The organism is bacterium, from assembly GCA_024742285.1.
GTDB lineage: Bacteria > Myxococcota_A > UBA9160 > UBA9160 > UBA4427 > UBA4427.
The window spans coordinates 121,822-137,025 of sequence record JANSYR010000006.1 but is presented as its reverse complement, the minus strand read 5'-3'; the positions used below and the strand labels follow the sequence as shown (position 1 = coordinate 137,025).

At 68.3% G+C, this 15,204-nt stretch carries 13 protein-coding genes; 2 read left to right on the top strand and 11 right to left on the bottom strand.

All coding sequences use genetic code 11. From position 1 onward, the window contains the following. Window positions 1–302 precede the first annotated feature (302 nt). Both NXI30_12950 and NXI30_12945 read left to right on the top strand, forming a co-directional pair. Window positions 303–1,520: an amidohydrolase gene (locus NXI30_12950; GenBank protein MCR9095120.1), complete on the top strand. Its 1,218-nt coding sequence runs from the start codon at window positions 303–305 to the stop codon at window positions 1,518–1,520. Then, window positions 1,517–1,936: a VOC family protein gene (locus tag NXI30_12945; GenBank protein MCR9095119.1), complete on the top strand. Its 420-nt coding sequence runs from the start codon at window positions 1,517–1,519 to the stop codon at window positions 1,934–1,936. The genes NXI30_12950 and NXI30_12945 overlap by 4 nt, the downstream gene beginning before the upstream one ends. Before the next feature lie 55 nt (window positions 1,937–1,991). Here NXI30_12945 and NXI30_12940 read toward each other — a convergent pair whose 3' ends face one another. From NXI30_12940 to NXI30_12890, 11 genes are all read right to left on the bottom strand, one after another. Next, window positions 1,992–2,525, bottom strand: a complete 534-nt coding sequence (locus NXI30_12940; GenBank protein MCR9095118.1) for a hypothetical protein — start codon at window positions 2,523–2,525, stop codon at window positions 1,992–1,994. A gap of 237 nt (window positions 2,526–2,762) precedes the next feature. Beyond that, window positions 2,763–4,868 (bottom strand): PQQ-dependent dehydrogenase, methanol/ethanol family, encoded by a 2,106-nt coding sequence (locus NXI30_12935; protein MCR9095117.1) that lies wholly within the window; start codon window positions 4,866–4,868, stop codon window positions 2,763–2,765. Window positions 4,869–4,901: 33 nt separating this feature from the next. Next, window positions 4,902–5,732: a TauD/TfdA family dioxygenase gene (locus NXI30_12930; protein MCR9095116.1), complete on the bottom strand. Its 831-nt coding sequence runs from the start codon at window positions 5,730–5,732 to the stop codon at window positions 4,902–4,904. A gap of 23 nt (window positions 5,733–5,755) precedes the next feature. Beyond that, complete coding sequence (locus NXI30_12925) at window positions 5,756–7,006, bottom strand: cytochrome P450 (GenBank protein MCR9095115.1); 1,251 nt, start codon at window positions 7,004–7,006, stop codon at window positions 5,756–5,758. Then, a complete protein-coding gene (locus tag NXI30_12920) occupies window positions 7,003–7,674 on the bottom strand; it encodes a TetR/AcrR family transcriptional regulator (protein ID MCR9095114.1) in 672 nt (223 codons plus the stop codon). Before NXI30_12920 ends, NXI30_12925 begins: the two co-directional genes overlap by 4 nt. Before the next feature lie 147 nt (window positions 7,675–7,821). Next, window positions 7,822–8,742: a TIGR03564 family F420-dependent LLM class oxidoreductase gene (locus NXI30_12915; protein MCR9095113.1), complete on the bottom strand. Its 921-nt coding sequence runs from the start codon at window positions 8,740–8,742 to the stop codon at window positions 7,822–7,824. Window positions 8,743–8,747: 5 nt separating this feature from the next. Next, window positions 8,748–9,587: an LLM class F420-dependent oxidoreductase gene (locus tag NXI30_12910; GenBank protein MCR9095112.1), complete on the bottom strand. Its 840-nt coding sequence runs from the start codon at window positions 9,585–9,587 to the stop codon at window positions 8,748–8,750. A gap of 55 nt (window positions 9,588–9,642) precedes the next feature. Next, window positions 9,643–10,428, bottom strand: coding sequence for a glucose 1-dehydrogenase (locus tag NXI30_12905; protein MCR9095111.1), 786 nt, complete (start codon window positions 10,426–10,428; stop codon window positions 9,643–9,645). Between the two features lie 3 nt (window positions 10,429–10,431). Next, window positions 10,432–12,234, bottom strand: a complete 1,803-nt coding sequence (locus tag NXI30_12900) for an AMP-binding protein (protein ID MCR9095110.1) — start codon at window positions 12,232–12,234, stop codon at window positions 10,432–10,434. A gap of 4 nt (window positions 12,235–12,238) precedes the next feature. Then, window positions 12,239–13,423 (bottom strand): MaoC family dehydratase N-terminal domain-containing protein, encoded by a 1,185-nt coding sequence (locus NXI30_12895; GenBank protein ID MCR9095109.1) that lies wholly within the window; start codon window positions 13,421–13,423, stop codon window positions 12,239–12,241. Between the two features lie 55 nt (window positions 13,424–13,478). After that, a complete protein-coding gene (locus NXI30_12890; protein MCR9095108.1) occupies window positions 13,479–15,194 on the bottom strand; it encodes an acyl--CoA ligase in 1,716 nt (571 codons plus the stop codon). Window positions 15,195–15,204: the final 10 nt, after the last annotated feature.

Genomic DNA, 15,204 nt, shown 5'->3' with positions numbered 1-15,204 from the left:
CTTGACTTCTCTGCGCTGAATTGGCATACAAGTGCCAGTTGGCGCCTCGCTGCCAGCGGTACTTTCGACTCGGCGATACGTGATGGGCGATCGGCGCTCGACCGCAGGCCCCATGGGGATTTCGGTCCTCGCGTCCGCCCGTTCCGGGCCGGAGCATCGAGATGGCCGAGCCGCTCGACGGTCGCGCCGATTCGCGGCCCGGGCCGTGGGGCGGGTCGACCGCAAGGCCCGAGTCTCGAGAATGCCGATCCCCGCCAGACGACCGGCCGGAGAGAGCCCAGCGCCGGAGCAAGGAGATCCTGATGGACCGCTACCTCGTCGTTTCGTCCGACGGCCACGCCGGACTGCACGCAGCCGACTATCGGCCCTACGTCGATCCCAAGTACCGCGAGGCCTTCGACGCAGCGCTGCCCGTCCAGATCGAGGCGACCCAGCGCATGAGCGACTACTTCCTGATCACCGAGATCAACGAGGACTGGCGTCGCGGCAACGAGGAAGAGCTCCAGGGCGCCTGGGATCCCGAGGCCCGCGACAAGATGCTCGACAACGACGGCATCGTCGCCGAGGTGCTCTTCCCGGACGGCGTCACGGAGATGAACGCGCCGCCCTTCGGTGCGGGCTTCACGATGCGCCCCGACGGATCGAACGGCGAACTCATGTGGGCCGGCTGCGATGCGCACAACCGGTTCCTGAGCGAGTTCTGCCAGACCGCGCCCGAGCGCCGGATCGGACTCGCCTGCATCCCCGTCTACTGGGACATCGATCTCGCCATCGCGAAGACCCGGGAGGCGAAGAAGAACGGCCTCCAGGGCGTATTGCTCCCGCCGATGGTCGATCCCTTTCCCGCCTACCACTTCCCGATCTACGACCCGTTCTGGGCGGTCTGCGAAGAGCTCGAGATGCCGGTGCATTTCCACTCGGGCCCGGCACCGATGGAACAGTTCTTCGGGCAGCTTCCGCCGGCCGAAGGGCAGCAGATTCCGGACGGGGCCGTCGGGGCCTACCTGATGGAGGTGCATTTCTGGATGACGCGGCCGCTCAGCTGGATGCTCTGGGGCGGCGTCTTCACGCGCTTCCCCCGGCTCAAGGTCGCGATCACCGAGGGCACGTCCGCATGGGTTCCCGACTACCTCGACCGCCTGGAATTCCACTACCGTGAATCGCGGGAGTCCCAGAAGCTGGGCGACTTTCGTGGTCACCTGGCCGAATCGCCCGTCGAGACGTTCAAGAAGAACATCATGATCGGGGCTTCGTGCATGTCCCGCCGCGAAGCGGAGATGCGCCACGCGATCGGCGTCCGCAACATGATGTGGGGGAGCGACTATCCGCATCCGGAAGGAAGCTGGCCGGTGACGCGCGAGCATCAGCTGGAGGCCCTTCACGGCATCCCCGAGGAGGAGCTCTCGGACATGCTCGGCATGAACGCCGTTCGGTTCTACGGTCTCGACGAAGAGAAGCTCGCGCCGCTCGCGGCGCGGATCGGACCCGACAAGAACATTTTCAAGGAGCCTGTGAAATGAAGGTCAGTGTCGACCAGTACTGCATCAACGTCAGCGATCTCGCCAAGAGCGTCGACTTCTACGAGAACGCGATCGGCCTGAAGGTCACCCATCGCGTCGAGGAGAAGGACTTCCGCGAGGTGATCCTCCAGGGCGAGAGCGGCAACCGCATCCAGCTGGCCTGGCAGCGAAACCAGCAGGGACCGATCGAGCACGGCAACGCCTTCTGGAAGCTCTATCTGCAGACCGACGACTGCAAGGGCCTCTACCAGCGCTGCATCGACTGGGGTGCCGAGTCGCACACGGAGCCGGTGCAGCTCGAGGAGTGGCCGGTGATCGCCGCCTTCGTGCTGGACCCCGACGGCTACCTGGTCGAGATCCTCGAGACCTTCGGCGAAGCCGCCGAGGTGAGCGGCTCGATGGCGCCCAAGGAGTGACCGGAGCGCGCCGGATTCCCCGGCGCGCCCGGCGCCCGGGGCGTCCCAAGAGGAGCTATTCGTCCTTCACGCGATCCAGCACCTGCTTGAAGAACGTCACGTGCCCGTCTGCGTGGGTCACCGTCGCGAGGCATACCTGCTTCTCGAAGCCCTTCATCACCTGGCAGAACTTGTTCTCGTAGGAGCCGTCCGGCGCCCACAGCCTCGCTTCGTAGGACCCGTTCGGTAGCCGGATCATCGCGCCACGAAGTCCCGCCGTGTCGCCCGAGCCCGGCAGGTCGCGGACGACACCGTCGGCGATGCTGCTCGATCCGAAGCTGTGTCGGCGACCGTCGGGGCCGGTGGCGGTGTACTCGAACTCGAGGACGTCGTCGGCGCGCAGCACTTCGACGACGTAGGGACGGAACGTCGCGCCCTGGGGCGGGATCGACTCCTCGAGATTGAGTCGCCACTTGCCGAGTCGCGGATGAGGGGCGGGGGGCTCGGGTTCTTCGGCGGGGCCCAGTCGCGCGCACGCGACGATCGCCAGAAAGGCGAAGGGGACGATGAGCGTCGGTGCGCCGCGGGTCGATCCTCGAAGAAAAGGCATGGCTTCTCCTTGTCCGTGGTGTGGGTCCGTGGTGTGGGTCCGTGGTCTGGGTGCGTGGCCTCGTCGACGAGCCTCGCGCTCACGCTCGGGAAATTCAAGCTGCCGGGTTCGACCCTGTCGGTCGGCGCGGGGCGCTCCGCACGTGAGCGGATTCTCTCCTGCCTCCACGGCCGAGGGATTCAGGCGATGGGGCGCCGGGGTGCACGCGTCTCCGAGCGGGGCGAAGCACGAGCGCGCTCAGTCGGTCGGGCTCGAGGCCAGTCGCGCCTGCTCGAGGATCCAGGCCTGGACGACGCGAACCTGGTCGGAGTCGAGCTGATCGGGGAAGGCCGGCATGCCGCCCCGTTGGAGGAGCCCACCGAGGACGATGTCCTCGAAGAGGGCGTGCTTGGATTCCGGGAGGTGGCGGAGGTCGGGGACCGATCCCCCGGCGACGGCCATCGGGCCATGGCAGACGGAGCAGTAGAAGTGGAAGAGCTCTTTGCCTTCCGCCCGTTCGGCCTCCGTCGATTCGACCCGGAAGGTGGGAGGCGGCACGGGGCCGAGCGGGGGCTTGCCCGTCGGAACGACGCCCGTGGCGCCCAGCTTGAAGGTCAGGACCCGGCCGCCGCCCCGCACCCCGGCGGCCAGTGCGAGCTGCCCGCCCGACCACGCGAATGAAGCGCCCCAGCCGGCGGTCACGGCGACGTACTGCTCGCCATCGACTTCGTAGGTCACGGGGCCCGCGATCACGCCCGTGCTCGCCGGGGATTCCCAGAGCTTCTCTCCGTCGGTCGCACGATACGCGACGAAGCGACCGTCCGAGCTGCCCTGGAAGACGAGCCCCCCCGCAGTGGCGAGGGTGCCACCGTTGAACCCGGTGACGTGGGGGACGCTCCAGACCTCCTTCTGCGCGACGGGATCCCACGCGATCAGCGAGGCGGTCATCGGGCCTCCATCGCTCTCGCTGAAGGAGTCGAGGGAAGCCGTGTCGAAGCCCATGTTCCAGGTCTTCGGCTTGTAGGCCCACTCGGTCACGCCCGCGAAGATCGAACCCATGTCGCGCTTGGGGAAGTAGACCAGCCCCGTCCCCGGGTGGTAGCTCCAGGGCTGCCAGCTGTGCCCACCGTAGGGGGAGGGTCGGATGAACTGCGGTCGCCCACGAAAGTCCTTCGCGGGGTTCTCGATCGGACGCCCCTTTTCGTCGTAGCCGAGCGCCCAGGTCACCGTGGTGAAGGGTGTGGCCGAGATGAAGCTGCCGTCGGTGCGGTCGAGCACGAAGAAGAAGCCGTTCTTCGGTGCGTGGAGCAGCGTCTTGCGGAGTCGGCCCTCGATCTCGAGGTCGACCAACATGATCGGCGCGGTCGCGGTGTAGTCCCAGCTCTCGGCGGGCGTCTCCTGGTAGTACCAGACCTGTTCGCCGGTGTCGGGATCGAGCGCGAGAATCGACGAGAGGTAGAGGTTGTCGCCGCCTTCCGGGCTCCTGAGCCAGCGGACGTAGGGGGAGCCGTTGCCGGTCCCCACGTAGAGCAGGCGGAGCTCCGGGTCGTAGGCCATTCCGTCCCAGGGCGTGCCCCCGCCGCCCGCGATCCACCACTCGCCCGTCCAGGTCGCCGCCGCGCGCGCCATCGCCTCCGACTCGAAGCCGTCCGCGGGGTTTCCCGGAACCGTGTAGGTTCGCCAGGCGAGCGCACCGGTCTCGGCCTCGTAGGCCGAGACGTAGCCTCGGACGCCGAAGTCGGCGCCGGAGTTGCCGATCACGACCTTGCCCTCGACGACGCGCGGGGCCCCCGTGATCGAATACGGCTTGCCGTCCTCGATCGTGTTCACGTCCCAGACCGATTCCCCCGTCTCCCGGTCGATGGCGATCAGGCGTCCGTCGAGCGTTCCGACGTAGACCTTGTCGCCGTAGAGGGCGACGCCGCGATTGACGAAGCCACAGCACACGTTCCGGACCCACTCCCTGTCCATCTCAGGGTCGAAGGTCCAGCGCTTCTCGCCCGTGACCGCGTCGAGGGCATGGACGAGGCTGAACGGGGCGCTCACGTACATCACCCCGTCGTCGACGAGCGGGGTCGCTTCGACGCCTCGATCGGTCTGGAGGTCGAAGGTCCACGCGAGACCGAGCGCTTCGACGTTCGTCGTGTCGATCTGGTCGAGCTGGCTGAAGCGCTGTTCGGCGTAGTCTCCGCCGTGGGTGATCCAGTTCTGCGGCTCGGCGTCGGCGCTCACGAGCCGCTCGAGGGTCACGGCACGCGCGGGTCGTGCTGCCTCCTCGCCGCCTCGCAGCGTGTCCTCGTCGCTCGAGCAGGCGAGGCCCGAGAGGGTGAACAGGGCGAGCGCGAAGGCGTGACGGATCGGCATGTCTTCGGAAATCTCCTCGAGGGCCGTCGGGGTTCAGCGAGGCCGATCGCCCGCGATCGTCACGCGATGCATGATTCGGCGGTCGGTGAAGTCCGGGACGCCGCAGTGTTGGGTACAGCGGTTGTCCCACATGAGGATCGTGTCCGATGTCCACCGCATGCGGCACTGGAAGGCCGGATCCCGGACATGGTCGAGCAGGAAGGGGACGAGCAGGTCGTTCTCCCGATCCGAGAGTCCGACGATCCGGCTGCCGGTCACCTTGTTGAGGAAGAGCGCCTTGCGTCCCGTCACGGGGTGGGTGCGCACGACCGGATGCTCCATCGGCGGCCATTTCCGCGTGAGCTCCTCGAATCCGTCCGGGCTGATGCCGCGATCGACGGAGATCCGGAGCTGCCCGCTCAGGTCGTGCACCGCGTTCCTCCCATCGAGCATCTCCCGCATCGGCTCGGAGAGCGCCTCGAAGGCTTCGTACATGTTCGCAAAGCAGGTGTCGCCCCCGCCGCCCGCCGGCAGCAGGACGGGACGCAGGACCGAAGCCATCGGGGGCTCGGGCATGAAGGTCGCGTCGTAGTGCCAGTTGTCAGCCCCCGCGCCCTTGGGCGTGGTCGTGTCGAGCAACATGATTTCGGGATGCTCGGGCGGAAACGCGGACATCGGCGGGCAATAGACCTCGCCGAAGTGACGGCCGAAGTCGAGGTGCTGATCGGGCGTGATGTCCTGTCCCTTGAACGCGAGGACCAGGTGGTCGACCAGGGCCTTCTCGACCTGGTCGAGGATCTTCTTCGAGAGATCGCCGCCCAGGTCGACGCCGTGGATCTCGGCACCGATCACGGGTCCCATCGGTCGGATTTCGATGTCGCTCATGTCTTCTCCTTCTCCGACGACGATCAGCCGTCGAGGCGGTAGTGGATCGGCATCGACTTGACCCCGCCCGTGCTGCTCGAGCGCAGCCGCTCGACCGGGCCGGCCGGCCGGAGCTCACGGAATCGGGACGCGAGCTGTCGGAGCATCACGCGGAGCTCGAGACGCGCGAGGTTCGCCCCCATGCAGTAGTGCTCACCCACGCCCAGCGCGAGGTGCGGATTGGGGTGACGGTCGATGTCGAAGCGATAGGGATCCTCGAAGACCGTCTCGTCGCGGTTTCCGGATCCGTAGAACATCGCGATCGTCTCGCCCGCGCGGATCTTCTGGCCGCCGATTTCGACGTCGCGAATCGGGGTTCGTGCCATCTGGACGACGGGGGTGGACCAACGAAGGATCTCTTCCGTTGCGCGTTGGGCCTTCGACGGGTCGTCGACCAGCTTCTGCCATTCGTCGGGATGCTCGAAGAAGCCGTGCATGCCGCCGCTCAGCGCGTTGCGCGTCGTCTCCGTTCCTCCGGCGATCAGGAAGAGGCAGTAGGAGACGAGCTGGTGGGGCGTGAGCGGCTGGCCGTCGATCTCCGAGCGGCTGAGGAGGCTCACCAGGTCGGTCCCGTTCCGCTTGGCGCGGTCCTCGATCAGCGCGTGGAAGTAGCCGTAGATGTCGGCGCTCGCGCGCATGCGCGTTTCGTGGGCCGTCTCGCCGGGCCTCTGGTAGTCGGGGTCGGTCGCGCCGACCACGGCGTTCGACCAGTGGTAGAGATCCATCCAGTCCGCGCGGGGCAGGTCGATCAGCCAGGCGATCGCCGCCAGCGGGAGCGGCGCTGCGATCTTCTCGACGAAGTCGCATTCGCCCTCGAGACCGGTTTCGGCGACGCCATCGACGATCTCCGCCGCGAGTTCGGACATCTGGTGCTCGATCTTCCGCATCTCGCGAGGCGTGAACCGGCGGGCCAACAGGTCGCGGAACTGCCGGTGCTGCGGCGGGTCCATGTGGACCATCGTCTCGGGTTCGCGCTCGTCGTCGCTTCCGTAGTCGGCGCCGATCATGATCTGGAAGCGGGGCTGGTTCGAGAAGATCTCGGGCTGGCGGGAGGTCTCGACGATGTCCTGGTGGCGGGTGAGCGCCCAGAACGGGTAGTCGGGTCCCTCGTAGCGGAGGACCGGCGCTTCGCGGCGCAGCCGGTCCCAGGTGTCGAAGGGGTAACCGTCGCGCGCGTAGCGATCGGGGTCGATCAGCTCCTCGCCCGCCAGAGGCGTTCCCGAATCGAAGCTCATCGCGACGCCTCCCGATCGTCCGGCGCATGTGCGGAGACCGCGCCGAAGAGGCAGCGCGATACGTCCGCGGCGAGCGCGTCCCCGATCGCCATGCCCGTGTGGAGCTGGCGATTGACGTAGACGAAGTTGATCTCGGTGAGGAGATCGGACATGTGCTCGACGTCGACGTCCGAGCGCACTTCGCCGCGGGCGACGCCGCGCCGGAGGATCTGCGTGATCAGGTCGCGCAAGGCATCGCAGGCCCGATCCCAGACGTCGCTCTGGGTCGACAGCAGGAGCTGCGAATCGCGCGCCAGCAGATGATTGAGGAGCGGGCGCGCCTGCGCGTATTCGAGGACGCCGATGAAGAGGGCGCGGAGCGCCTCCGACGTGCTCCCGGAGATGCGCGCCACACGCGCCGTCATCGCCTCGTGCCAGTCGTCGAACACCTGCTCGATCACTGCCTCGAAGACGTCCTGCTTGTTCTCGAACTGGCGATAGAAGAGGGGCTTCGAGACGTGGGCCGCCGCAGCGATCTCCTGCACCGTCGACTTGCTGAAGCCGTAGGTCCCGAAGACCTGGATCGCGGCGGCGAGGATACGGCGGCGCGCCGAGCCGTTCGCTGCGCTCGAGCGGGTCGCCCCCTTGGCATCGCGCCGGCGCGTGGGCTCGATCGATCGGGTGGGCACGGGTGGGTCTCCTCGATGGGTCGTTACGATTCTAACAGTAAACGTTCCATTGGTTCCAACTTCGATTCCCGGGAGCGCAGAGCGGGCGTACGGATAGCCCCGGGGGGGATTCAACGGCCGCCGCATCCGCAGCAAGGGAGGGCGCTTCTACGTCCGCGCTCTTCGGAAGGTCGCGAGCACGTGTCGCGTGCGCCGCAGGGCGTCGGAGTCGTCCGGCACACCGAAGGGGATCGCATTGAAGTCGGTCACCCCGAGCGCCGCGAGGTTCTCCAGGCGTCGGACGACGGCATCCTCGTCTCCGATCAGGGCGGCCTCGGCGGCGGCCCCGCGTCCTTCGCGTTCGAGCACGCGTCGATAGGCCGGCAACCGCGCGCTCGGACCGACGTAGCGCTCCGCGGCGTCGCGGGCGGAAGGGGAGGTCGAGACGCAGACCGGGAGGCCGACCACGATCCGCGGACGAGCGCGTCCGGCGGCGGCTGCGCCTGCGTCGATCCGTGCCAGGGCGAAGTCGCGCAGGAACCGCTCTCCGCCCAGCCAGAGGGCGACACCATCGGCTCGCTCACCGGCGAGCTCGAGCATTCGGGGGCCGAGCGCGGCGCAGAGGATCGGCGGTGCCTCGGCTTCCTGGATGTCCAGTCGCGCGCGGATCCGGAGCGCCTCGCCCTCGAAGCGCGCTTCCTCCCCCGACAGCAACGACGGCAGGACCGCGAGCACCTCGCGCATGTGCCGCGCCGGTCGCTGCGCATCGAGCCCGAAGCGCTTCTCGATCACCGCCGAATGACTGACGCCGATTCCCAGGGCGAGGCGGCCTTGGGCCGCCTGCTGGGTCGTGAGCGCCTGCTGGGCGAGGGCGAAGGGATGGCGCGGCGGCGTCGGGACGACCCAGCTGCCGAGCTCGATCCGTCGGGTCGAGCGACCGGCGAGCGAGAGGATCGTGAGCGCGTCCCAGTCGAAGGTGTGGCCGGCCCAGGCCGTGTCGAAACCTTCGTCCTCGGCGCGAACGAAGTGCTCGAGCAGTCGATCGAGCGACACCCCGCCTCGGCTCGCGATGAAGAGGCCGACGCGCATCGCGTTCAGTCGAGGACGCGATCGGCGAAGCGCCGAACGGCTTCCACGGCCTCGCGCGACCGGGACCAGGGGCGCACGTAGAGGCGGGTCACGCCCGCATCCTCCCAGCGCGCGAGGTCTTCCCGAGAGTCGATCGCACCCCCCACCGTGATCTCGAAGGGACGTTCCGCCGTGCCCGCCTCGCGACGGAAGCGCTTCAAGCGTTCGATCGGCTCCGAGACCGAGGAGGGGTCGTGGTGCAGCCCGAGCCAGCCGTCGCCGAGGACGGCCGCACGGCGCAGCGCGGCGTCGGATTCGCCGCCCACGTGGAGCGGCGGATGGGGGCGCTGGATCGGCTTCGGCTCGAACTTCACCGGATCGAAGTCGTAGAAGCGCCCGCGGTGTTCGATCGTCTCCTCCGTCCACAACCGGCGGCAGATCGTGATCGCCTCGTCCAGGCGCGCACCCCGCGTGCGCGGGTCGAGTCCGGTCGCTGTGAACTCGCTCCGAAGCCAGCCGGCCCCGACCCCGACTTCGGCGCGGCCTCCCGAGAGGTGGTCGAGGGTCTGGATCGCCCGCGCCGCGACGAAGGGATGTCGGAGCGCCAGGAGGAAGACGTTGGTCCCGAGTCGGATCGAGGACGTCTTCGCCGCGAGATAGCAGAGCATGCCGAAGGGATCGTAGAGCGGCGTCTCGGGCGGAATCGGCGGATGGTCGGCGCCCGGGTAGGGGGAGCCCGCCATCTCCATCGGGAAGACCAGATGCTCCGGGAACCAGAGCGATTCGAATCCCAGACGATCCGCCTCGACGGCGACGGGCTCGAAGGCCGCCGGATGGAGGAGGCCGAGGGTGATGCCGATCTTCATGCCGATCCCTTTTCGTCGTGCGGCCTCGTCACGCGACGCGGCGCGCCGTCCCTGATCACGAGGTCTGCACGCTCCATCCTCCGTCCACGACGAGGATCTGCCCCGTGACGAAGGCGCTCGCGTCGCTGGCGAGGTAGACGACGGCGCCCTTCGCGTCGTCGTCCTCGCCGACGCGCGCGAGGGGCATGCGTTCGAGGAAGTCCGCGTGACGCCCGGGGTCGCTCTTGATGTAGGCGAGCATGTCCGTGTCGAAGGCACCGGGCGCGAGCGCGTTCACGCGAATCCCGTGCGGCGCGAGCTTGATCGCCATGTCCCGGGTGAGCGTGTGGAGCGCTCCCTTGCTCGCCGTGTAGGCGATCGAGGGCTCGAGTTCGTCGGAGGCACCGCGAAGCGCAGCGATCGAGCTCACGTGGATGATGTTCCCGCCTCCCGCTTCGATCATGTGTCGGGCTACGCCCTGAGACAGGAAGAAGAGGCCGCGCAGATTCAGGTCGAACACGCGATCCCAGTCTTCCGGCCGGTGCTCGAGGAGCGGCGCACCCCAGGCGAAGGCGGCGTTGTTCACCAGGATGTCGACCCGACCGCTGCAGTCGATCGCCTCGGCCACGAGAGACTCGATCTCTTCGTGCTTCGAGAGGTCGCTCGGGATCGCCCATGCGCGGCGCCCCATCGCCGTGATCGTCTCGACGACGGACTCGCAGGCGGCGCGCTTTCGGGAGGCGACGATCACGTCTGCGCCGGCCTCGGCGAGACCGGTCGCGATCGCCTTCCCGATCCCCCGGCCGCCCCCGGTCACGAGGGCCGTTCGTCCGGTCAAGTCGAAGAGCTCTCTCGCGTTCACGGGCTACCTCGATTCCTGCGCGTCCCGGCCGCGACCGTAGACGTGCCCTGCGATCTCGACGCCCTCCCGCGAGAGCCGCGCCTGCGCGAGTTCGCGGAGGGCGTCGGAGCGGATCTTCGCGGTGCCGGTCGTCGGCGCGTCGGATTCCGAGACCACGAGCACGTGGCGCGGCACCTTGTAGGCGGAGAGCCGACTCCGCAGCGTCGCCCGGATCGCCTCGGCGTCGATCTCGCTCCCGCCGGTCGGGATCGCACAGAGCACGATCGCCTCGCCGAGCGTCGGGTGGGGGACACCGACGGCGATCGCTGCCCGCACGCCGGGCAGGTCGGCAGCGACCTTCTCGACTTCGAGGGGCGAGACGTTCGCGCCCCCCGTCTTGATGATGCCCGAGAGCCGGCCCGTCCAATGGAGTCGCCCCTGGTCGTCCAGCCGGCCGGCGTCCCCGGTGTGGAAGAACCCGTCGACGTCGAGCACGTGTTCGAGGGGCACCTTCCAGTACCCTTTCATGAGGGTCACGCCGCGAACCGCGATCTCGCCCGACTCGCCGACCGGAAGAGGGTGACCGCCCTCGACGTCGACGATCCGGATCTCCATACCGGGCAACGCCACGCCGGAGTTTCGGGCGCGCTCCTCGGCCGTCGACCAACTCGGGAGCATCGCGGAGAGCGTGAACGTCTCCGTCAGTCCATACGACGCGTGCAGGCCCCAGACGTCCTTCTCGAGACCGATGACCGGCGCGAGGGGTGAGTCGAACTCGATCCGGTGGAGCGCGCCGTAGTCGCGCCCGGCGGCGGTCGGATGTTCCGCCATCGCCTTCTCCTGGTGGACCCACGCGTGGAGGGTCGTCGCGCGCTCGCGCTCCAGGCAATCGAGGGCGGCCTCGGCGTCGAAGGTCTCCTGGAGCAGAAGCTTGGCGCCAGCCGCCAGCGTCGCGCCGAGCGACATCGAGATCCCGGCGCTCCAGAAGAAGGGCTGCGCGGTCAGGACGATGTCGTCCTCCGTCAGGCCCAGGTATTCGCCGAAGCGCCAGTTCTGGATCGTCGGCGACCGCTGGGCGTGCAGGACGCCCTTCGGCTTGTCCGTCGTGCCGGAGGTGTAGATGAGCACGCCGTCGTCGTCTGGATGCTGCGCGTCGATTCGAGACGCGACCTGCGCCCGCGCCGCGGGCGTTTCGCGCGCCAGGAAGGCGTCCCAGTCCTGGATCGCGGGCGGGTCGATTTCGCCGGCCGCCGCAGCGCCGACGCAGACGATCGTCCGCAGGGCGGGGAGTCCCTCGAGCTGGAGCGGGTCCGACGCCGCGCCGTCGAGTCGAGGATGCGCCTCGACGAGCTCGCGAACGAAGTCGCGTCCCGCGAGGTGCCGCTGCATCAGGAGCGTACGCGCGTCGCTGTGGCGCAGGATGTAGTCGCGCTCATCGGGCGTCGCGAACGTGTTGACCGGAACCGCGATCGAGCCCGCTTCGGCCGCGCCGAAGAGCGCGAAGACGAACTCGGGCCGGTTGGAGATCAGGATCGCGACCCGGTCGCCCACGCCGACGCCTGCATCGACGAGGGCCGCGGCGACCTGGCGCGAAGCGACGGCCACCTCGCGGTAGGTCCAGTCGCGGTCTTCGAAACGGAGCGCGATCCGATCGCCGTAGCGGCGCGTGACCTCCGCGAGGAAGCGGGGAAGGGTCAGGCCGGACGGGTCCGACGGCGCGAGGGTGAGCGCGAGGTCGACGGGTTCCCGCGCGGCCGGTTCGACGGAATCGCTCCCGACGTCCGCACGGTCGTCCGCTTGCTCCGCGCCGTCCGCCGGGTCGATCACGCGATCAGTCCGGCTTCGGCAGACGGATCTCGGCGTCGCCGCTCGCCATGATCTCTTCGCGCTGGTTCGTCATCGTGACGCTGACCACCGCGATCGGGTCGCCCGTGTCGGGATCGAAGCCCGTCGAGCGCACGTGCCCGTCGAGGTAGGTCAGGTCCCCGACGAGGGCGGGCGATCGATACGACATCCTGCTGTGGATGATCTCGCTCCACTCGCCGCCCCAGTTGCCCAGGTAGTCGAGGATCCAGGCGCCCATCGTCGCGCCGTAGCCGTAGCCGCGCGGCATGCCGATCAGCTGGGCGTATCGCTTCTGGACGTGACCGCGGGACGGACCGTGGTAGAGACCGTCGTTGATCGACGGGTCGATCTTCGCGGCCTCGGGATCCCGATCCATCTCCGGGATCCAGCCGGCGTTGTGGAGCGAAGTCGGCCCCTCGCGCTTGAGACTCCCCCAGATCGACTGGATGAAGCCGCGCCATTCGGTCGTGAAGCTCGCGATCGTGTGGGGACCGATCGGCTTCCTCGCGAGGGTGTCGCCTTCCTTGACGAAGAGCCGCTTCTCATGACCGAGGTCCATGATCGTCGCGAAGTACTCGAACTTCTCCTTCTCGATCTGCTCGAGCTCGGGGTCGGTCCACTCCTTCTCGGGGATGTCCATGAACTCGCCGCGCTTGACCGCCTCCTCGGCGACGTAGCGGATCGAGGTCGACCGCTGCTTGCAGATCATCTCGCCGTTCTGATTGCGGTAGTTCGTGTCGCCGCGCGAGAACATCGTCGGCCCGGCGAACTTCGTCTGGGTGACCTTGTAGTCGAAGAGCATCCGGTCCTGCTTGATGTGGTCGTGGGGTCGGATGCGCGGACCGTAGAACCACCACTCGTCGCCCCCGAAGAGCATGTGCTGGCCCGGGATATTGCCCTGGATCGCCGGTGCGGCGCCGTGGCTGTCGTCCGTGCAGACGGCGAACGACTGGGGCGCGACGAGCTCGCCGAATCGGCTCTCTGCGGCGTAGTCCGCGTCGAAGTGGAGCGGATTGGTGTTCTGGCAGCCCTGCACCCATCGCCGGATGTCGTTCGCCCCGACCGGATCGCGCATCGAGCCGCCGCCGAGCGGCACGCCGACCCAGCGATCGACGTCGGTCGTGTCGAGCGTCTCGAGGGGCGCTTCGGAGGTCTTCGGTGCTTCGCTCATCTCTGCGTCTCCGTTTCGTCGTGCGGGAGCGTGCGGTACCCGGCGCGTCTTCGGTCTACTCGACCTGCTCGGGTGCTGCCCCTTCCAGCATCCGGACGAGGGCCGCCTTGTCGATCTTTCCGCTGTCGGTGAAGGGGAGGTCCTCGTGGTCGTAGAAGTGGATCTCGCGTGGAACCTTGTAGGCCGATAGCTGTGGCTTGATCTCCGCTCGAAGCGAGTCCGCGCTCGCGTCCCCGTTCGCCTGGAGGACGACTGCCGCGGCGACGCGCTGGCCCCGCGCGTCGTCGGCGACGCCGACGACGTAGGCCTCGCGGACCGGTACGCAGGCTTCGAGGACCGCCTCGACCTCGCGCGGCGTGACGTTCGCTCCGGCGGTCTTGATGAGATCGCCGAGACGCGACTCGAAGAAGAGCACGCCGTCCGCATCGAAGCGGCCGCCGTCCCCCGTGTGGTAGTAGCCTTCCGCGTCGAAGGTCCCCTCACGCTCGACCTTGTAGAGCCCCTGCATCAGGCTGTAGCCGCGAACGCAGATCTCGCCGAATTCGTCGGCGCCCAGGGTCACCCCCGTCGCCGGGTCCACGACTTTGTGGTGTACGCCGGGAACGGAGTGTCCGAAGGAGCTGCGCAGCGACTCCGGCAGCTCGATGTCCATGCGGTCGAAGGTATGCGGTCCGCAGGTCTCGGTCATGCCGAGAGAGTTCGAGCGCAGCTCGGGGTCCTTCGGCCGGAGGTCGTCGGGCAGCACCTCGTAGAGGTTGCCGCCCCGCACCGAGGAGAGATCCCGGTCGGCGAAGCTCGGGTGCTCGAGCATCGCCTTCGCGTAGTGCGGCCAGCCCGCGACCTGCGTCGCGCGTTCCTTCTCGAGGAAGTCGAGCGTCGCGCCGGGTTCGAAGAAGTCTTCCGTCAGGAGACAGGCACCGACGTGGAACGCCGAGAGCAGGGTGAAGGAGAGCCCGCCGACCCAGAAGAAGGGCATCGGCGAGTAGAGTCGGTCGTCCGGCAGGAGATCGCGAAACTGATTCAGGTTGTGTCCGTGGCGAACGAGAGCGCCATGGCTGTGGACGGCGCCCTTCGGGTCGCCGGTGCTGCCGGAGCTGTAGATGACGACCAGGGGATCGGCGGGCGCGACGGCGTCTTCGACCCGACGCAGGAAGGCGTCATCGATCCCTTCCTCGGCCGCCGCCGCCTCGAGAAGCTCATCCGGTCCCGGCATCGACCACGGCCGATCGTCTCCACCCCACACGTGGATCTCTCGGAGATAGGGGTGGCTCGGGAGCCGGAGCGTCGGCCGGGTCGCGTCGGCCAGGCCCGGGACGGCTTCTTCGAGCATCGCCTGGTGATCGTCCTTGAGGAATCGCGCGTGGGTGAGCACGACGTGGGCGTCGGCGTGCGCGAGGGCCCAGCCGAGCTCGCGGGGGCGGTAGAACGTATTGAGGGGAGCCACGAGCGCGCCGATTCGCGCCGCGGCGAACCACGCGATCAGCCAATCGGGCCCGTTCGGCATCCAGAGCGCGACGCGGGTGCCCTTGCCGACGCCTCGGGCCAGCAGTCCCTTGGCGAGGACGCCCGATTCGCGGTCGAGGTCCGCGTAGCTCAGTCGGCGGCCGCCTGCGTGGACGATCAACGTCGCGTCGCCGTGACGCTCGAGTGCGTTGCGTAACAGCTCGGGAATCGTCGGCGAGAAGCCGGGGAAGCTCGCCTCGGGTCGCGTCTCGCTGGGCATTCCATCGACCTCCGAGAGGGACGCGCGCGCCGCTTCGAGACCGGACACCGATCGATCC